This is a genomic window from Aerococcus sp. HMSC23C02 (assembly GCF_001806805.1).
GTDB lineage: Bacteria > Bacillota > Bacilli > Lactobacillales > Aerococcaceae > Aerococcus > Aerococcus sanguinicola.
Genome location: NZ_KV786044.1, coordinates 268,726 through 288,075, shown reverse-complemented (window position 1 = coordinate 288,075; position 19,350 = coordinate 268,726). Strand labels below are relative to the sequence as shown.

17 protein-coding genes, 1 CRISPR repeat array and 1 riboswitch are annotated in these 19,350 nt (G+C 47.6%); of the genes, 10 read left to right on the top strand and 7 right to left on the bottom strand.

Annotated features, from left to right (window positions below; all coding sequences use genetic code 11):
• Positions 1-180 precede the first annotated feature (180 nt).
• Together HMPREF3090_RS05500 and HMPREF3090_RS05495 are read left to right on the top strand one after the other, a co-directional pair.
• Positions 181-738: a nitroreductase family protein gene (locus tag HMPREF3090_RS05500; RefSeq protein WP_067972719.1), complete on the top strand. Its 558-nt coding sequence runs from the start codon at positions 181-183 to the stop codon at positions 736-738.
• A gap of 290 nt (positions 739-1,028) precedes the next feature.
• Positions 1,029-1,769: an alpha/beta fold hydrolase gene (locus HMPREF3090_RS05495; RefSeq protein ID WP_067972722.1), complete on the top strand. Its 741-nt coding sequence runs from the start codon at positions 1,029-1,031 to the stop codon at positions 1,767-1,769.
• An 81-nt stretch (positions 1,770-1,850) separates the two neighbouring features.
• Here the strand turns inward: HMPREF3090_RS05495 and HMPREF3090_RS05490 are convergent, their stop codons facing one another.
• Positions 1,851-2,333, bottom strand: coding sequence for an S-ribosylhomocysteine lyase (locus tag HMPREF3090_RS05490; protein WP_070486105.1), 483 nt, complete (start codon positions 2,331-2,333; stop codon positions 1,851-1,853).
• Between the two features lie 191 nt (positions 2,334-2,524).
• Between HMPREF3090_RS05490 and HMPREF3090_RS05485 the strand changes: the two genes are divergently transcribed.
• The 4 genes from HMPREF3090_RS05485 (at position 2,525) to HMPREF3090_RS05470 (ending at position 5,901) form a co-directional block, all read left to right on the top strand.
• A complete protein-coding gene (locus HMPREF3090_RS05485; RefSeq protein WP_067972728.1) occupies positions 2,525-3,367 on the top strand; it encodes an aldo/keto reductase in 843 nt (280 codons plus the stop codon).
• A 241-nt stretch (positions 3,368-3,608) separates the two neighbouring features.
• Positions 3,609-4,538: an AEC family transporter gene (locus tag HMPREF3090_RS05480; RefSeq protein ID WP_158444728.1), complete on the top strand. Its 930-nt coding sequence runs from the start codon at positions 3,609-3,611 to the stop codon at positions 4,536-4,538.
• 25 nt (positions 4,539-4,563) lie between these two features.
• Complete coding sequence (locus HMPREF3090_RS05475) at positions 4,564-5,328, top strand: threonine/serine exporter family protein (RefSeq protein WP_067972734.1); 765 nt, start codon at positions 4,564-4,566, stop codon at positions 5,326-5,328.
• 12 nt (positions 5,329-5,340) lie between these two features.
• On the top strand, positions 5,341-5,901 hold the full coding sequence (locus HMPREF3090_RS05470) for a threonine/serine exporter family protein (RefSeq protein WP_067972737.1): 561 nt from the start codon (positions 5,341-5,343) through the stop codon (positions 5,899-5,901).
• A 134-nt stretch (positions 5,902-6,035) separates the two neighbouring features.
• Here the strand turns inward: HMPREF3090_RS05470 and thiT are convergent, their stop codons facing one another.
• The 4 genes from thiT to HMPREF3090_RS05450 all read right to left on the bottom strand — a co-directional run bounded on the left by thiT (position 6,036) and on the right by HMPREF3090_RS05450 (position 9,087).
• Complete coding sequence (gene thiT, locus HMPREF3090_RS05465; protein WP_067972740.1) at positions 6,036-6,596, bottom strand: energy-coupled thiamine transporter ThiT; 561 nt, start codon at positions 6,594-6,596, stop codon at positions 6,036-6,038.
• A gap of 107 nt (positions 6,597-6,703) precedes the next feature.
• A riboswitch (TPP riboswitch) is annotated at positions 6,704-6,800 on the bottom strand.
• Positions 6,801-6,837: 37 nt separating this feature from the next.
• Entirely contained in the window at positions 6,838-7,305 is a 468-nt protein-coding gene (locus HMPREF3090_RS05460) for a hypothetical protein (protein ID WP_067972743.1), read from the bottom strand.
• 95 nt (positions 7,306-7,400) lie between these two features.
• Positions 7,401-7,658 carry a type II toxin-antitoxin system HicB family antitoxin gene (locus HMPREF3090_RS05455; protein WP_158444730.1) on the bottom strand — a complete coding sequence of 86 codons (258 nt, stop codon included), beginning with the start codon at positions 7,656-7,658 and terminating at the stop codon, positions 7,401-7,403.
• A 96-nt stretch (positions 7,659-7,754) separates the two neighbouring features.
• Positions 7,755-8,577: direct repeats of the CRISPR family, unit length 28 nt; unit sequence GGATCACCCCCGCGTGTGCGGGAAGAAG.
• Positions 8,578-8,703: 126 nt separating this feature from the next.
• A complete protein-coding gene (locus HMPREF3090_RS05450; protein ID WP_067972750.1) occupies positions 8,704-9,087 on the bottom strand; it encodes a GtrA family protein in 384 nt (127 codons plus the stop codon).
• A 189-nt stretch (positions 9,088-9,276) separates the two neighbouring features.
• On the opposite strand from HMPREF3090_RS05450, the gene HMPREF3090_RS05445 reads away from it, so the two are divergent.
• The 3 genes from HMPREF3090_RS05445 (at position 9,277) to HMPREF3090_RS05435 (ending at position 14,683) form a co-directional block, all read left to right on the top strand.
• Complete coding sequence (locus HMPREF3090_RS05445) at positions 9,277-11,778, top strand: YfhO family protein (protein ID WP_168140259.1); 2,502 nt, start codon at positions 9,277-9,279, stop codon at positions 11,776-11,778.
• Positions 11,779-11,859: 81 nt separating this feature from the next.
• Complete coding sequence (locus tag HMPREF3090_RS05440) at positions 11,860-12,933, top strand: bifunctional glycosyltransferase family 2/GtrA family protein (RefSeq protein ID WP_070486103.1); 1,074 nt, start codon at positions 11,860-11,862, stop codon at positions 12,931-12,933.
• On the top strand, positions 12,923-14,683 hold the full coding sequence (locus HMPREF3090_RS05435; protein WP_070486101.1) for a hypothetical protein: 1,761 nt from the start codon (positions 12,923-12,925) through the stop codon (positions 14,681-14,683). The genes HMPREF3090_RS05440 and HMPREF3090_RS05435 overlap by 11 nt, the downstream gene beginning before the upstream one ends.
• Before the next feature lie 63 nt (positions 14,684-14,746).
• Here HMPREF3090_RS05435 and rihC read toward each other — a convergent pair whose 3' ends face one another.
• Positions 14,747-15,664 (bottom strand): ribonucleoside hydrolase RihC, encoded by a 918-nt coding sequence (rihC, locus tag HMPREF3090_RS05430; protein ID WP_067972760.1) that lies wholly within the window; start codon positions 15,662-15,664, stop codon positions 14,747-14,749.
• 134 nt (positions 15,665-15,798) lie between these two features.
• Positions 15,799-17,280, bottom strand: a complete 1,482-nt coding sequence (locus tag HMPREF3090_RS05425) for an aldehyde dehydrogenase family protein (RefSeq protein WP_067972763.1) — start codon at positions 17,278-17,280, stop codon at positions 15,799-15,801.
• A 416-nt stretch (positions 17,281-17,696) separates the two neighbouring features.
• On the opposite strand from HMPREF3090_RS05425, the gene HMPREF3090_RS05420 reads away from it, so the two are divergent.
• Positions 17,697-19,202: an ABC transporter substrate-binding protein/permease gene (locus tag HMPREF3090_RS05420; RefSeq protein WP_067972767.1), complete on the top strand. Its 1,506-nt coding sequence runs from the start codon at positions 17,697-17,699 to the stop codon at positions 19,200-19,202.
• Positions 19,203-19,350: the final 148 nt, after the last annotated feature.

The window sequence follows — 19,350 nt, the reverse complement described above, 5'->3', positions numbered from 1 at the left end:
AATCGATTCCTTTCTTCCTAGTATTGGAATAATCCACCCCATCATAGCATAATTTCGCCTAGAACTCACAAGCTTGGGCGTTTTTTATCAAAAAATATGAAGGCCTAAATTTTGCTTCTTTGCCTTCCCCTTGCTACAATGAAGGTAATTCATATTGCAGATGAGAAAGGATGTTTTAAGATGACTTACCAAGACTTACTTCACAAGCGTCGTTCCCACCGTGAACTCAGTGCGGATGTTGACGTATCAAACGATGAAATCAGCCAAGCCCTGAAGACAGCCCTGGACGAAGCTCCTATGGCTTTTGGCGAACAGACGCCTCGTGTCGCTGTCCTCCTCGATGGGGAAAGCCAATCCTATTGGGAAGCTGTCACCCGCCTGAATCCTGACTATGCCGACCGCTACGAAAAATTGGGCCAGGCTAAGGGCACCGTACTCTTCTTCGAAGACCGCAACCATGTCTACAGCCTGACCGATAAGTATGCCATCGACGAATCCTTAGCTGACCGCTATTCCGGTGAAAACCATGGCATTGCTGCCGTATTGAGCTGGCTTGCTCTGACTGATCTCGGCTTAGACGCTAGCCTCCACCACCCACGCCAACAAGACACCAGCAAGTGGGCCATCCCAGACCACTGGACCTTCAAGGGTGCCTTAGTCTTCGGCAAGGGCCAAGACAGCGTTTCCGAAGACAAAGACAGCCTTTACGACAAAAAAGGCTTCAGCGTTTACCAATAAGATTAGCGTCCAAATTCACAAGCGAAACGGATGCTCTTCAATTATGGTTAATTACAGAACTCAATAAAAAAAGTGCCTGCAAATGCGGCACTTTTTCCATCTCTTCTCGTTTTATAAGAAGGAGAGGTATGAAGAATATGGTTAGTTCAACTAACCTTTTGGGTATGGCTATATTGTAACGCCTAATTGTTACTTTTTTATGACTTCTCATCATTATTTTCTATTTCTTTATGAATTTTTTGTTACTTCCATCATGTCAATCATCTAATCGATAGAAAGGACCGATATTAGTGAAGATTACCATCCGACGTCGGCTCCTGGGCCAGGTGCCCCTCCTAGAACTCGTCCAAGAAGACCGCAAAAACGACTGCCTGCCCCTAGTGGTCTACTACCACGGCTGGCAATCGCGTAAAGAGCTCAACCTGACAGCTGGCCGGCGCCTGGCCAAAGCGGGTTACCGGGCTCTCTTGCCTGACGCCGAGAACCACGGGGAACGCTACCGTAAGTACTCCAAGATCCCCTCCATGACCTTCTGGCAGAGTATCCAGGCTAACCTCTTTGAATTTGGCTTCATTGTGGACCACTTCCAACAGCTGGGGCTGGCTGACGACCGCTTAGCAGTAGCCGGCGTTTCCATGGGCGGCATCACGACCTGCGCCCTCCTCTGCCAGCACCCCGAGATCCAAGCCGCTGCCTGCTTGATGGGAAGCCCCATGCCTGTCCACTACGCCCAAGGCATTGCCCGCCATGCCAGGGAAGCTGGGCGCTATTTCCCCAAAGACGCCAAGACCTTACTCGGCTGGCTCGAGGATTATGATCTGTCCATCCAAGCCAACCAGCTGGGCAACCGCCCTCTCTTCATCTGGCACGGCCGGCAAGACGACCGGATTCCCTTCCAGGAAGCAGCAACTTTCGTCCAAGCCAACCCCCAATTAAAGCTGCACTTCCAAGCCGAAGATGAAGGCCATCTCGTTCGCGTCGAAACCATCAAAAGCATGGTCAACTTCTTTACCGACCATTTCCCCCTTTAATCCACACATAAGAAAAGTCTGAAAGCCCTAAGATACTGGCTTTCAGACTTTTTTAACGATCAAATGCAAAGCGTCTCACTTTTATTCGGTCACTTCAACCACTTGACGTTCAAAGGGATCCTTAGAGAAACCTTGGTCAAGGATATGCTTGGCCCATTCTTGAGCTCCGAACAAGGAATGGTCCTTGTAGTTGCCACAGCCTTTACGTTCGACCCCTTGGACATCATCCCATGTGGAATCCACGATGTCTCTGAGGACCTTGGTGAAGGCCACCGCAATCTCTTCAGGCGTCTTTTCCCCCCAAACGAGTAGGTAGAAGCCTGTCCGGCACCCCATTGGCGAGAGGTCGATCACCCCGTCTACATAGTCGCGGATGAGACCTGCCGACATGTGTTCAATAGTGTGTAGGGCCGCGGTTGGTACGGCTTCGTGGTTAGGTTGGGTCAAGCGGATATCAAATTTAGTGATGACATCTCCCTTGGCCCCTTCTTCCCGTCCAGCGAGGCGGACATAAGGGGCCTTGACTGCATCATGGTCGAGTTCAAAACTTTCAACTTTTGCCATTTTCTTTCCTCCTTGTCGAAATACATTATCGTCACTAGCCATTATCCCACATTTGGAGAAGAGACTCAATGCTTAGGCCCTCGACTAAAAGCGATCAAGCTTAGCCAAGAAGTTTTGAAGGGCTTTCACTACCCTTAGCTGGGTCTTCTTGTTATCATAGGCTTATACTGACAGAAGAGGAGTGACCCCTAATGGAAACTTATCAATTAGCAAACGGTCGATCTATCCCTAAAATCGGCTTCGGTACCTGGCAGCTAGAAGATGGCGAGCCAGTCATCCGAGCCGTCAAGAATGCCCTCAACGCAGGCTACCGTCACATCGATACCGCCCAAACTTACGGCAATGAAGCAGGCGTTGGTCAAGCTATTCAAGAGAGCGATGTCCCCCGCGAAGAGATCTTCCTCACCACTAAGATTTGGAACGACAAGGGCGGCTATGAAGATACCCTGGCCTCCTTTGAAGAATCGCTCAATAAATTACAAACGAACTATGTGGACCTCTTACTCATCCACTGGCCCAATCCAAAAGCTTTCCGCCAAGAGCCAGGTTTCGAAGCGCGTAACCGCGAAGTCTGGCGGGCTCTGGAGACCCTCTACCGCGAAGGCAAGGCCAAGGCGATTGGTGTCTCAAACTTCCTGGAAAAACATCTAGACGTCTTGTTCCAAACCGCTGAAATCAAACCCCTAGTCAACCAAATCAAACTCGCCCCTGGACTGAGCCAGGACGACCTGGTCGCCTATTGCCGGAACCATGATATTCTCTTGGAAGCCTATAGTCCTTTAGGGAGCGGGGAAATTTTTGACAACCAAGAACTCCAAGCCATTGCCGACAAGCATGCGTCTTCCGTCGCTCAAATTGCCCTGGCCTGGTCCTTAGCCCACGACTTCCTCCCCCTTCCACGCTCCAAGTCCCCCGAGCATATCCTGGCCAACTACCAGGTCTTTGATATCGAACTCAGCCCAGAAGAAATTCAACAAATCGACCAAATCAAGGACCTAACAGAGGCTCCTGATCCGGACACTAAAGATTTCTAGCAGCGAGCGGAAGAAAAATCAAAAGCTCTAAAACACTGGAATAGTTGAGCCTCTACAGAAGCTAGACTTTTATTTCAAAACGCCATTTGATAAGAATCAAGCGCATCTTGACTGAACTAGTCAGCAGATGCGCTCTATTCATGCCTTTATTTGAGTAAGCAAGGGCTAGCCAGCCGGTCAAGCTGCCCTTCCCCCAATTCATGTTATAATGAGGACAAGTACACATGATGGAGGGATTCTATTGTCAGCTATTATACCCATGCTCATCTTACTGGCCACCCTTTTTCTAGGCTATTGGGGCCAGAAAGTCAAACTCTTTACCAAATCTGCCCAGTATGATTTTTCAACCATGATTACCTATATCTCCTCGCCTGCCCTGATCCTATCCACTATCAATAGTGCGGGAGAATTGGGGACCAAGGACGAGGCCCTGACTTTTTTGGCCATCGCTTTCATTATTTATTTCTTTTACATGGCCTTTTCTTTTATTGTCCCTAAATTCATCCCTGTTGCCAAGGAATCTGAAGGCACCCTACAATTCTTGATGACCTTCCAGAACAATGGCTTTATGGGCATCCCGGTGATTCAAGCCCTCTACGGGGCCGGGGCCATGTTCTATGCCTCGCTGATGAATGTGCCCTCCAATATCCTGGTCTATTCCTTCGGGGTCTGGGTCATGAGTCGCTACAGCCAGAAGGAAGAGGGGCAGTTGAGCTTGCGCAAGATCTTCTTGTCTCCCGGCTTTCTGGCTTCGCTCATCGCCCTCGCCTTCTTTATTCTTGATTGGAAGATCCCCCAAGCCGCGGAAACTTTTCTCAGTTTAGTAGGGAATATGACCACTCCCTTGGCCATGATCGTGATCGGCATGTCCATGACAGAGATTAAGTTCAGAGACTGCTTCAACGATTGGCGGATCTATCTCTTAATGCTGATTAAGATGGTCCTCTTGCCCATCATCATTTATTATTTATTTGGCTCTTTCCTCAGCCATCCGATTATCATCAGCGTCCTGGTGGTCACAGCAGCTATGCCTGGTCCCTCCTCAGCGACGGCTTATGCCACAATCTTTGACGGGGATGTTACCTTGGCCACTCGCTATGTCTTTGTTTCCACACTCTTTTCCGTATTGATTATCCCACTGATTATTTCCCTACTTAATTTAGCCGGTTAACCCAGTGATTAAAAGGAGGCATTAGATGTCAATGACCGAAGAAGAACAAAATCACCTTTTACTGTCAACCTGTCTTTTGGCCGGGCGGATCATGATGGAATCAGGGTCCGAGTCTTACCGGGTTGAGGACACCATGCAGCGGATTGCCCAAAATACTCATCGCTTCGACACCGAAGCCTATGTCACCAACACTGCTATCTTTATGAGCCTGAACCAACGATCCAAAACCCAAATGACCCAGGTCCGCAAACTGTCCACTAATTTAGCCAAGATCGATGAAACCAATGAACTCTCCCGGGCCTATGAAGCTGGGAAGTTAGACCTGGCCGGACTCAAAAGCGAACTCCAGCGGGTCGACAAGGAACCCAAGAACTTTAGCTTCCCCATCCAGGTCATAGCAGCTGGCTTTGCGAGTGCCGCCTTCATGTTGCTTCTAGACAATAATAATTACCGGGATATCCTGCTTGCTTTCATCATTGCGACCATCGGCTTCTCCGTCTCCGAATTATGCAAGGAAAAGTTTGAGGTAATCTTCCTCAGTGATTTCTTTGCTTCAACTGTTATCGGTGTTCTCGCCCTCTCCTTCAATCGCTTGGGCTGGGTCAGCCACCTGGACTCCATGATCACGGGCTGTATCATGCCCCTCCTCCCCGGCCTAGCCATCACAGGTGCCCTCCGCGACCTCTTCGCCCGGCAATTAGTCTCGGGCATGGTGGAGGCTGTGAATGCCATTCTGATTGCCATTGTCCTCGGTATCGGGATTGCCCTTACCCTGCAGTGGTTGGGCTAGGAAGGAGGAAGTATGTTGCTTAGTATCCTTGAACAAGCTTGCTTAAGTTTCTTCGGAACCGTGGCCTTCTCAACCATCCTAAACGTTCCCAAGCGCGCCTTAATCTATTGTGGTTTGACAGGTACCAGTGGTTGGATGACCTATAAATTCTTCATGTACCTCTTCAACGAAATAATTGTGGCTAACTTCATGGCTGCCATTGTGATCGGGATCCTCTACATGCAGCTCTCTCGCCGTCTGAGGATTCCGGTCATTATCTTAAACACCCCAGCTATCCTGCCCCTAGTACCAGGAAATGCGGCCTATCTCTTCGTCCGCTATGCCGTTGAAGGTGACTATGTAGCTAGCGTCCAGCACCTCATGACCGTCTTCAAAGTGTCGGGGGCCATCGTCTTTGGCTTCATGTTCATCAGCTTGGCCGAGCAACAGATCCGCCGCCAGCGCCAAGAACGTGCCCGCCGCCAGCTCAAGAAAAAAGCCGCCAAAGCTGCCCAACATGAACAAAGCAAGAAACGCCTGCCCCTTCCCAAGACACCCAAATTCAAAATCAAGAACAGGACTTCCAAAGATTAAAAAATACGCTCGTTTCGGCCAAGTTAAGCCGAATCGAGCGTATTTTTTTGATGGACAGTTAAGGCTCTAGAGAGGGAGAGCCTTCCCCCGCTTCCCAGTTGAGGGCTAGGGGAAACGAGGAAGCCGCCCTGTCCTTATTCCTTAACCCGTAACAGGTGGGGAGCAGCCCGGCAGATCAGGGCAACAATAAGCCCATCAACAATAAGTGTCGCCAAAGCGCTCGAGCCATTGACCAGGAAGGAATACCAATAAATATTCATCCCATCTGGCGCATAGCTCGACCAATATACCACCCCTGCAATGAAGTGGATAAAGTACTTAACAAAGACCGCTAGAGCAACACTCCAGGCGATGGTCCCATAAAGGCTCTCCTTTTGGGCAAGCTTCTGTTGGATGGTTCGGGCGCCGAAGCCAGCCAGGCCTGTCACCGCAAAGGCAAAAACATATTCCACAAAAACTTGGAGGAAGGAAAGCACCACAATATCCCCTGAAACGAGCTTGAGAATCCCCCAGAGGAAACCCGCTAGAATCCCTAGCTTAGGCCCCCTACGGAAAGAAAAGATCATAATAGGAATCATCCCGAGCTCAATCTCAAAGATATTCCCGACATCTAAAGGGATCAGGGCAAAAACAAAAGCCAAGACAGCCATTAAAGCAGCCTCGATCATCCCTAATAATTGCTGACGTTGTGCCATTTAACATTTTCCTTTCTTTACTAAGAAAGAAACAAAACCCGTTTGCATCACACAAACGGGCTTAAAACTTGTATTCGGTAAGATAAACAGCTGGCAATCTAAAAAGCTGCCTTGCTTATACACTTCCTTACGCTAGTCTTAACTAGATCAAGTTTTAAGGGTCTACTGACGTATCTCAACCTTTTGGTTCCCCTAGTGTTCTAGGCGTTCATCTTAACGTTTTTTTATCAAAAATGCAAGTCTAGTACTCCATTACGGTTACATCACTGACTTCAAGCTCTAAATCATTCAAAGTATAAGATGGCTTGGTTGCCATGCCTTCCATAGGGACTTCATCGACAATCATAATGGCAATATCATTCGCCCAATTGCCTAAAAAATCGCTGTCGACTTCCCATTCAATCGGCTCAAAGTTCACATTGAAGTCAGAAACCTTAAGTTGCAATTTGGCCTTGAGCTCGGTAATGGTCTTGCCTGTCATATTGACCAGGGCGAAAGCCGTTTGGGCCGTCTTGGTCCGCCGATTAGGATAAGCCTCCAAAGCAAAAATATTCAAAGAACCTTCTTCAAAATAAGCTTCATACTGGTCAACAAAATTTTGCAGGGTCGTCATCACTTCATTCACATCATTCTTAGCGAACGGCACATCTAACTCTTGGAGTTGGGTATTTTGAGCATGGGTCAAAGCTGCACGTACTTTTCCGGCCATAATATCATCCTTCACTTACTTATTTTAATCTTATTGTATCAAAAGTTTGGACGCTTTAAAATAAAAGCTCTTCGCTTCTGATTAGAAAAGCTGATTTAATTGCTGGTATAATCATCGAGATCGACTAAAACCATAGAAATAAAGGATTGGTTGCGCTCAAAATGGAAATCATCATCATCTGGAAGGAAATCATCTAAAGACAAGGAAGACATCGAACTTGGCTCAGGCAAAGCTTGCCCACGCTCTAAAGCATCTGCCAAATGGATCCCCAGACAATCACTGGCCATATAAAGCGCGTCGACTATATCCTTCCCCTGAGTGATAGCCCTCGGGATATCGGGAAATATTATCAAAAAAGGAATATTGCTTTCATCTGGGCTGAAGTAAAAGTATCCGTCTAGGCGGAAAAGAGTTAGTAATAATTATGTCCTTGATTTTCTAACTGAGTAAAGGAACCTCTGCGTGTGCGGGAAGAAGAAATAAAATAAGGCTGGGTAGGCGGCTAGCATAGGATCACCCCCGCGTGTGCGGGAAAAAGGTAGTATCCTTCTTTGTATACCGCGCATAACAGGGATCACCCCCGCGTGTGCGGGAAGAAGTTCTGTTCAGATTACCTTTAACTATCTACTCAGCAAGATCACCCCCGCGTGTGCGGGAAGAAGTAGATGTGGTAGAACGTTCAAAAAATAAGTTGGGGATCACCCCCGCGTGTGCGGGAAGAAGAGGATTTAGAACCAAATAAGGTTCAAGGGTATGGGATCACCCCCGCGTGTGCGGGAAGAAGCTCCTTAACTCCTTCGTTCATTTTCGTAATCGGGGATCACCCCCGCGTGTGCGGGAAGAAGGATTAAATGGGTGACCGAAGATGATACAAACAGGGATCACCCCCGCGTGTGCGGGAAGAAGGCGAACATCATGTCGACCAGTGGGGCCAAACGGGGATCACCCCCGCGTGTGCGGGAAGAAGCGTTACGGGCCATCTTTGAAATTGCCGTAGCCAGGATCACCCCCGCGTGTGCGGGAAGAAGCCTTTGTCACCCCTGTAATATCCACTTGCCACAGGATCACCCCCGCGTGTGCGGGAAGAAGTTGTCTACGGGTTCGATGTCCTTGATGACCGGAGGATCACCCCCGCGTGTGCGGGAAGAAGCTGTGGCGTTCCTTACACGGCATTCCACTGTGAGGATCACCCCCGCGTGTGCGGGAAGAAGATAAGCCCCTCTTTATTTGACGTTCTCCGTGCGGGATCACCCCCGCGTGTGCGGGAAGAAGACTAAAGAAATCCCATCAAATCAGGCTTCTTTTTTGATCCCTCGGCCATTTTCATTCACTTTAAAAAAATCCCCTATAGCTACTATAAGCCATCTCGGTCACTTTAACCAGTGATAACCTCATGCCTTATTCAATCCATAATTTTCTTGAGATAAAGTTCCACGCCATCACAAGGAAGGTAGCTAGGACTTTGGCTAGGAGATAATAGATGCCAAGTTTCTCGACGAAGGCCCACATAAAGAACTGGTTGAGAATCAAACCTACCACTGACAGGCTAACAAACAGGAGTAATTCCTGAAGCCGCTCTTCTTTAGAGAAACGACTCACGAAAACATAGCGCATGCTAGCAAGATAATTAAAAATCGTAGCGACAACAAAAGCAATTCCCGCTGATAATAGGTAGTGAACATAGCCCCATTCGGTGAGGGCCGTTAATAGAGCGAAGTCAATCACTGTGGCAAGGACTCCGATCAAGCCAAAGCGAATGATTTGTTGGATAATTTTTTGCACGTTAGCTCCTCTTTTCTCAAACTTTTACAATAGAATTATTTTAGCATATCGTTTCTGATTTCTTATGACATTTACCAAAGTCTTAAGGGAAATTTTGTTATACTTAAACTTATAGATTAAGTTGGAGGCAGGATTTTTATGATACTTTCCTTTTTCAAAAAGCATAGAGCTCTCATCCTAAGTTTTACTTTGGCTTTGCTGGTTCAACTTGCGATTTACTACCGTCTAGGTATCACGCCTTTTGGTGATAAATCACTCTTGGTGACGGATATGAATGGCCAGTATATTGCTTATTTTGCCTATCTGAAGAATGCTTTACTAGGCCAGGATAGCCTCCTCTATTCTTTCTCTAAGACCATGTCCGGCAATATGATTGGTCTGACTAATTACTATCTGCTCAGTCCGTTCAACCTCCTCTTCCTCCTCTTTCCGCTCAAGAGCTTTCCCCTGGCAATCACTCTTATTACGAGCTTAAAAATGGCGACAGCTAGCGCCTCGATGACTTGGCTGATGGCAAAGCGCAAGCTCCAAACCTGGGCTGCTATTGCTTTAGGGTTAGCTTACAGTCTATCGGGCTACCTCATTGTCTACCAACAAAATATTATGTGGCTTGAGGCTTGCATCCTTTTCCCTCTATTAATTGATGGTCTAGACCGTTTGTTCAGGCAAGGCAAGTGGCACTTTTATGCTCTGATTTTAGCCCTGGCCATCCTAAACAACTATTATATGGGGGCCATGCTCTGCCTTTTTTCTCTCCTATATTTTATTTGTCGCGTTTTGAGCGACCTTGCTTTCTTCGGAAGCTGGCAGGAAGTCAAGGTCCGTTTTAAAGCTTTCTTATCAGCCTCTCTCCTAGCTGGCGGCTTATCCTGTCTAACACTTATTCCGAGTTTTTTCTCCCTCCAAGGAGGTAAGGCAGGACTAGACCCTAGTCAACTGCTCGATTTTCATAGTCAGTTTTCTTTTTTAGACTTTGCTAGCAAGTTCTTTATCGGGGCTTTCCAAGCTGGCGATACTAAGACTGGCTTGGCCAATGTTTTCCTAGCTAGCCTCATTCTCTTAGTCGGTTTAGCTGGACTATTTAATCCGGCCATTGCCCGCTCTAAAAAAGCCAGAGGAAGTCTCCTGCTCGTCATCCTCTACCTATCCATGAAATATTTCAATCTAAACTTAATCTGGCACGGCTTCAATGAGCCGACTTGGTTTCCCTTCCGCTACAGCTTCCTCTTCACTGGCCTCCTGATCTTAATGGCAGCTGAAGAAATTAAAGCCAGCAACTTTTCTTGGCGACGCTATGGCGCTAGCTCAACCATCCTTCTTGGACTTGGGCTTCTTATTAGCCGCCAGGGCTACGCTTATCTAGAGCCGAGCGATATCTTAACAAGCTTAACCTGCCTAGGAATAGGACTAGTCCTTCTCTCAGGTCAAGCTTGGCTGCGCTACCAACCAGGTCAGTTATTCTTCAGTTTTGGGCTGGTCCTGCTCGTTGCTTATGAGTCTTTCAGTAATGGTTATTACACACTCAATAAGATGGCCTACCAAGATGTCCAGGGTTTTAGTCGTTTTGTTTCTCGCTATCAAGAGCCCATTCAATACATTCAGTCCCAGGACACCGGCCTTTACCGCCTAGAAAAGAACCAACACTATGCTAACAATGATCCCCTCCTGCTCAATTATCCTGGCCTTTCCCACTATAGTTCCAATGAAACAGCTGAGGTTATCGAGCTCATGGGTAAGCTTGGCTTCCACGATAACGGCAACTGGGCTCGTTTTGCTTACGGTTCAACTTTGGCGGCTAACCAGTGGATAGGCTTGCGCTATTTACTGAGCGACTACCCCTTGCCCAGTCTAGGCCAGGGAAAAGAGTTAGACCAGATTCTTATCTATAAAAATCCTCAGGCCTTCCCTCTCGCTTACGAAATCGATCAGCAAAGAACTTTCCATAATCAGAGCCAACCCTTCGCCTTTCAGAATGAGCTTTTTTCCTATACCACTGGAATTAAGGACTACTATCAACCCTTAGCAGGCAGCCAATTGACTGTGCGTTTGGAGAATGCACACGCTGTTGAAGCAAACGGCCAAGTCAGCTACTCCCGGATTAATTCTCATAAACCCGGCAAGATCCACTACCAAATCACCAAGACCCCTGATCAAATGGTGAACTACAAATTCAAGGGTAAATCTGGCCAAGGCCTTGAAGTCTACCATGACCGAAGCTTTAGCCACATCAACCTAGATAAGAAAAATCATACGCTCCACACTTATGACCAGGAAACAACCAACGTGGTCATCACAGTCAGCTTCAACGATGATCAAATTACAGATCCTAAACCTGACTTTTATCTTTCTAGCCGGCAAAACACAGCAGCCATGGCCCAACTTGCCCAAGGTCGAGCACTAGAAATTGAATCCTTTTCGCCCACTGCCATCCGAGGTCGAAGGAAAAACTCAGACGAAGGCTCCCGCCTCTTCCTCAGTATTCCCTTTGATAAAGGTTGGCATGCCTTTGTCGACGGCCGCTATACACCAGTCCACCAGGAAGCCCATTACTTCTTAGGTGTCGACCTGCCGGCAGGCTCCAAGGACGTGCAGCTGATTTTTATCCCGAGAGGCCTTATTTTAGGTGCCACCAGCAGCTTGGTCAGCTTCCTGATCTTCTTGAAAACCCTGCATGGGAAAAATAAAAATTAAAAACATCAAATGACTAACTCATCCTAGTCATTCATTGTATAATAGAATAAGCTTAATGTATTTATGGAAGGAGATTTATTCATGGTAAATGCTCACGAGCAAGCCATTATCATTCCCTCACTTGATCCGGACCAACGTTTATTAGACTTGGTCACAAATATTCGCCAAGGCCACGATAGCCAGCTCTTTATTGTCATTGTCAATGATGGAAGCGATGCCACCTATGACATCTACTTTGACCAGCTCAAGGACTATCCCCGCCTTAAAGTTTTAAAGCATGAGCAAAATTACGGAAAAGGTCGGGCCCTTAAGACAGCCTTTCGTTACTTGTTGGATGAGCAGAGTCAAATCTCTTCCGCAGTGACGATTGATTCAGACGGTCAACACACCTTTGAGGATATGATGGCTTGCCTAGAAGAGGCCCAAAAGCACCCGGAAGCCTTTATTTTTGGTGCCCGTCACTTTGGTGAAGATGTGCCCTTAAGAAGCAAATTTGGTAATATTATGACCCGTAAACTGCTCCGCTTTTTAACAGGGATGAATCTAGAGGATACCCAAACTGGCCTTCGGGTCATCCCTAGCCAGTATTTTGAGCCGCTGCTCGATGTGGAGGGCGACCGCTTCGAATATGAAATGAATATGATTCTCTTCGCCAAGAAACACCAAATTACTATTATCGAGGTGGGCATTTCAACCATTTATTTAGATGACAATGCTTCCTCCCACTTCAAGGTGCTCAGGGATTCCTTTGCCATCTATTCTGTTTTCTTGAAGTATATTGCGGCTTCCCTGGTCTCCTTTGTGATTGACCTGGCTTGCTTCGCGCTCTGTTTGACTGTCATCGGACACCAGGATTTCACCGCTATTACAACAGCGACCGTTATTGCCCGGTGCATCTCCGCTCTAGCTAATTATTTGATGAACCGGTTAGTAGTTTTTCGAGCCAATTCAAGGCAGAGTCTGCTTAAGTACGGCCTCCTCGTCATCGTCCAAATGCTGTCGTCTAGTCTACTAGTAACAACCTTTAATGACTGGCTCCCCGCCCTACCAGCAACGTTAATTAAGGTCTTTGTGGACTCTTTCCTCTTTATCCTTAATTACCACATCCAAAAGCACTTTATTTTCCCTGCAAAGGAGGACGTGAATGGTCTTTAGTTTCTTTATCCTAGCGACTGTGGGGATCTGCCTCAGTTTAAAACGCTGGGCAGGCTTCGCCCTTGAAAGCACGCTGATTTTAACCGTTAGTTTGGAGACCTGCCTGTTCTTCCTCTTTGCTCTCTGCCAGGCGCTCAGTCTCGGCTTCTACCTGGTCAGCATCCTCGGCTGCCTCGCTTTACTGGTTCACCTGATCCAGTATCTCCGCCAACCAACCATCACTTGGCCGAGGCTCCGGGCCCCACAGCTTATCTTTTGGGGGCTTTTTCTTATTTATAGCCTTGCCCTAGTCGGAACGCATTTTACCCATTATGATAATTTCTCTCACTGGGCACGGATCGTTAAATTTATTACTTTAGAGGGGCGCCTAGTTCAAGATGGGGACCAGTTCATCAGCTTCACCTCCTATCCGCCTGGCAGCGCCCTCTACCTGGGCTATTGGATGCAAGGTCTCCCGCTCCGTGACGACCTCATGCTCATCGGCCAAAACCTGATCAATTTTGCCTGCGTTTGGCCCCTGGTCGGCCTGGCAAGTGGTTTTCAGAAAAAACAGGGACTTGCGAGCGGTATAGCTCTAGTTTTTATTGCCCTTTTGAATATCTTAGACCGAGGCGCTGGCCATATCCTATATACCTCCCTCTTGGTGGACTTCCTCCTTCCCCTAGTGGCCTTGGCTGCTGTGACCAGTCTTTACCGCCACCGCCAACATTTTGGCCAATTGAGCCTGATTACGGCTGCGATGACCAGTTTTCTTATCCTGATTAAAAACAGCGGCATCTTCTTTGTGATTCTCATTATCCTCTACTATGCTTACCTCGTTTGGACAAGGCACCGGGCCCGCTTTAAACTTGGACTCCTTGCCTGCCTCTGCCCCTTCCTCCATCTCGGCTTATGGAACCATTATGTGGGCCAGACCTTCAGCCAAGTCAGTAAGCACAGCGTCAATTTAGCCGCCTATGAAGAGATTCTTGGAGAGAAGAGCTTAGCTGATATCCAAGCCATTACAAACCGCTTCCTCCGTTTCTTCTTAAAGAGTGAAGTCGCCAGCAACCAAGCCCTCTATCTCTTCCTGGCCCTCTGCGCCCTGGGGATCTTGCTCGGCTGGTTGAAGCGGACGCCTAGGCAACGGACAGTAGGGATTATGCTGGCAATCCTTATCTTTTATATCATCAGCCTCTATGCCATGTACCTCTTCTCTATGCCCCTAGCCGAAGCCATACGCCTGGCCAGTATCCACCGCTATATGGGGACCATCCTATGCTTCCTCTATGGCCTCCTCTGCTTCAGCGTCCTAACGACATGGGACCAAGACCCCCAGCTTTTAGCCAAGCCTGTCACAAAAAGCCTGGGTTTAATCCTAGTCCTCCTAGCCCTCCTAAGTCATGGCCACAAACTCAAAGAAATCTATGACTTTGACGACCAGCTTGTATCGGATACGGTTGCTGTAGTCGGCCAAGGAAGCCACTACCACGAGGGCGACTACCTCCTAGTTGATGACCGGCAGGACACCACCTACTTACAATTGATGACCTCTTACTATCTCTACTGCAATCAAACTGGAATTAGCCGGCCCTATGACTATCCCGACCACGAAGCCAGCTTTATCCAAATGGTTGAAGAGCCAGAAGCTGTCATCTATCTCACGGACCCCGATCATTTTGGCGAAAAATTCACCAAGGTCTACGGTTTCCAACCCAAAGCTCAGATCTACAACCGTCAAGAACTTATCCAAGCCCGCCAAAATACCTAAAAGAAAAGCATCTGCCATTTCTACAGAAAAAGGCAGATGCTTTTTTGATTGTCTGTGCCTTCGCTAACGACAAGCGCGAATGCTGTCCTTGAACCAAGCTTTGAAGCGGTCGCGGTCAATCCAGGTAGGGACCGTGCAGTTCACGGGGCGGTCCGTCTTATGGTCCAAGTCCACCACAGTCTGTCCGTAGGTTAGCGAACTTCCTAGTTCCACTTCCACATTACAGTCTACGGTCTTAAACATATCCGGTTGGAGTAGGTAAGCCACTGCGGTTGGGTCGTACATGGCCAACTCGCCATCCCGTTCCTGCGACCGGTAGGCTTTTAGCATGCCATAGACCATCCGACCGGTTTCATTGACCTGGGCTAATTCTTCGGCTTCTGCCACCCCAATAGTTGCGATATAGCCAATGTCTAAACCAACCATAGTCTTTTTGATCGGCGCATTGAAGACAATCTGAGCCGCCTCAGGGTCGGTCCCAATATTGAATTCATCCATAACATGCTTGTTCCCTCGGGTGAAAGACCCGCCCATGATAATCAATTCGGCAATCTTTTCACGGACTTCAGGGAACATCGTCAAAAGCAGGGCCATATTGGTCTGGGGACCCACTGCCACAATGGTCATAGGTTCTTCAGCTGCCAATAAGCAGTCGCGCATGGCCAGGACCGCATGCCCCTCTACTAGCTCATCCAAGCTTACCTCAGGGAAATCGTAACCGTCCATCCCCGATTCCCCGTGGACTTCAGAAGCATCACTAAAGGCCGTCAACAAAGGCCCCTTATTACCAGCTGCAACGGGAATCTGCCGGTCAAAGAAATGAAGCAATTTCAGGGCATTGCGAGCTGTCTTCTCCCAAGCAACATTACCACCCACCGTTGTGATCAGGTCCACCTCGACCTCCTCAGCATTGAGTAAAATAGACAAGGCAATGGCATCATCAATGCCCGGATCTGTATCAAAAATCACATGTTTCACCATGATAAACCTCCTCTAACTTATTTCAGTCCCATTATAACCCAAAATAGAAGCGCTTTCACCCTTAGCCTATAAAAAGCAGCCAAACTCCAAATAAAGTTTAGCTGCTTTTTGCTTTATTCGTTTTGAATTAATTTCTAGAACATGCCAGTCCGTCCTTGACCCAGGTTAACATAGATATTCTTAGCTTGGGTATAGGCATTGAGGATCATCTTATGGGTTTCACGGCCAATACCGGAATCCTTGTAGCCACCAAATGGCGCCCCTGCTTCAAAGGAGTTGTAGGTGTTAATCCAAACCCGACCGGTCCGGACACCGCGAGCTACCTTAAAGGCCGTATTCAAATTAGTGGTGAAAACGCCGCCCCCTAAGCCATAGTCTGATTCGTTAGCAATTTGGATGGCTTCGTCCACATCCTTAAATTTAATCACTGTGGCAACTGGCCCGAAGATTTCTTCTTGAGCAACCCGCATGTCATTCTTGGCCAATAAGAGGGTTGGCTCGTAGTAGTAACCCTTGTCTAAGTCACCAGAAGTCACAGCCTGGCCACCGGTTAAGAGTTCTGCCCCTTCATCTAGACCGATTTGAACACACTCATCGACTTTCTTGTGTTGGGAAGGATTAGCTTGGGCGCCGAGTTGAGTTTCCTTGTCCCATGGCAGACCAATCTTAACTTGTTTGAACTCTTCAATCAAGCGTTCAATAAATTCGTCGTAAATGCTTTCTTGGACAAGGATCCGTGACCCTGCTGAGCAAACTTCACCCTGGTTGAAGAGAATACCCAATTGAGCCCCTTCCAAGGCTTGTTCCATATCCATGTCCTCAAAGAAGATATTCGCAGACTTCCCGCCGAGTTCAAGGGTAGCTGGGATAAGATTTTCCGCGGCTGCAATCCCAATATCACGACCAACAGCGGTTGACCCTGTGAAGGCTAATTTATCCAAGCCCTTGTGGTGTTTGAGATAGTCGCCAGCCTTAGAGCCGCGCCCAGTAATAACATTTAAGACACCCTTAGGCAAGATCGGGTTAATTAACTTGGCCAATTCTAGTAAGCTAAGCGAGGTATCAGAAGCCGGTTTGATGACAACCACACAACCTGCGGCTAAGGCAGGGGCTAGTTTCCAAGCAGCCATCAAGAAGGGGAAGTTCCAAGGAATAATTTGACCAACAACCCCAATTGGTTCGCGGATAATCATTGACATGGTGTCATGGGTCAGGAATTTCACTTGGTCTTCTTCGCTCCGGATAACTGAAGCAAAGTAACGGAAGTGGTCAGCTGCGAGCGGGATATCAGCGCCAGAGGTTTCACGGATTGGTTTCCCATTATCCAGGGTTTCAATCAGGGCTAAACGCTCAGCATTTTCATCAATTAAATCCGCAATTTGATTCAAGATAGATGCCCGTTCTTTAACATCTGTTTGCCCCCAAGTCTTAAAGGCTTCTTGGGCAGCCTCTACAGCACGGTCAACGTCTTCATTGACTGCATCCGTGATGGTCGCAAGATGTTCCCCGTTAGCAGGGCTAATCACATCGATCCGATCCGAGCCTGCCCCCTTCGTCCATTCGCCATTAATGAGTAAACTGTAATCTTTTTCTAAGTTTAAATCTTTAATTTCCATTGGCTACCTCCATCTTCAAATTTAAGTAACAAGCTAAATTTAGTATAAAATAAAAACGCTTTCCTTTCAATCTAAATGCCTAGAGGGAGATTTATCCCCAATTTCTTGCCAGTTGGGATTGACAAATTAGAAATCTGCCCCTATAATATTAAAAAATATAAAATTTATAATTATTTTATCATTTTAGGGAGAGTAAGTCTTTTAGAGGTTCAAGCGAGCAGGAGTTGGTGGAAGTCCTGTCCTTAAGAAGGCTGAACGCGCCTGAAATTATTGGCTCATAAGATAAAGGGCCCGCCTCAGAGCGTTATCTGTTTAAGCTGACCAGGCCCTGGCTTGGTCAATAGAGTGGTACCGTGGATTAGCTCCGCCTCTTTTTTTGAGAGGCGGATTTTTTAATGTGTTAGGAGGAAGGAATAATGAAGGAAAGAAGTCATTGGCTCAAATGGAGCCTTAAAGTCTGTCTGATGCTCTTAATTTTAATGGCTCCAGTCTTTGCCCCAAAAGTGAGTCCGGTTCAAGCCAGCCAAACGCAAACCAGCACTGTTGGAGATGACCAACTGCTCAAAGAAATCAAGGAACGTGGCGTGATTCGAATGGGCGTCAACCCCCACTACCCGCCTTTTGAGTTCTTAACCCGGGAAAATGGCCAAAACAAAACGGTTGGGGTCGATATCTCCCTAGGCGAGAAGATTGCCGAGGACCTTGGCGTTAAACTCGAAGTGGTCAACATGGAATTTACCAGCCTCATGTCCTCGCTCGAGGCCGGCAATATTGATATGATCATTTCAGGGATGACCTATACGGAAGAACGGGACAAGTCGGTAGATTTCTCTGACCCTTATGAGAATGACCGGCAAGCCATCATGTTCCGGAAAGAAGACGAGGGAAAGATTAAGGATAAGGATAGCTTCACCGATCAGATGACGATTGGTGTCCAACAAGCGACCTACCAAGAGGACCTAGCCAAAGAATTCATGCCCCAAGCCAAGATGCTGACCATGCAACGGGTACCTGACCTGCTCGGTGCCCTGACCACTAAGCAGATTGACGGCATCCTAGTCGATGAATTAGTTGCCTACAGCCATGCCAATGCCCAAGCCGATATCTCTTACGTGGACGCCGGCTTACCAAGTGGAGATAAGGATGGCAAGGCGGTCGTCATTCCTGAAAGACAACCCAGTCTACAAAAAGCCATCAACCAAAGCGTCGCTGAAGTCAAAGACCAAAACTTAGTAGAAAAATGGACAGATGAACTGGCTCCTCTCCTTATTGAAGGGGAATCCATTAACTGGTTATCTTACTGGCCCTTCTACTGGGATGGTATCAAGCTCACCCTCTTAATCTCAGCTGTTGCGATTGTCTGTGGTCTGATTTTGGGTGCCATACTTGCCCTAATGCGGATTTCCAACTTTGCGGTCTTGAATTCGCTAGCAACCGCCTATGTCGAATTTCTCCGGGGGACTCCGCTCATGATTCAAGTCCTCTTTATCTTCTTAGGGATCGGTGGCCTCTTAGGTATTGGGCCCCTAGCAGCCGGTCTGATTGCTGTCTCTCTCAACTCTGGTGCCTATATTTGCGAAATCATCCGGGGTGGACTCCAATCGGTTCCCAAGGGGCAAATGGAAGCCGCTCGTTCCCTCGGCCTAAGCTATGGTACCACCATGAAAAAAGTCATCTTCCCCCAATCCTTGCGAGCAATCTGGCCATCACTGGGCAATGAATTCATCACCCTGATCAAGGAATCTTCCATTGTCTCAACCATTGGGGTAGCTGAACTGACCTTCCAAACCCGGGCCGTCACCAGTCAAACTTACCAAGGCATCATCCCCCTCTTTATCTCCATGGTGATCTACTTTATCCTCACCTTTGCCCTCAGTAAGCTGCTCAACTATTATGAAAAGAAAATGCAGGCTAAGTATTAAATTTTATGCGACACAAAAAGCGTCCCCAACCCTCATCGGTTGGAGACGCTTTTTTGGTATTGTCTATTTAATCATAAGAGTGGGTAAAGCTAGCTGCTTGCTCACACCCTAGTTGGGTTCAGGCTAGCAGAAATAGCTCCTCTTCACC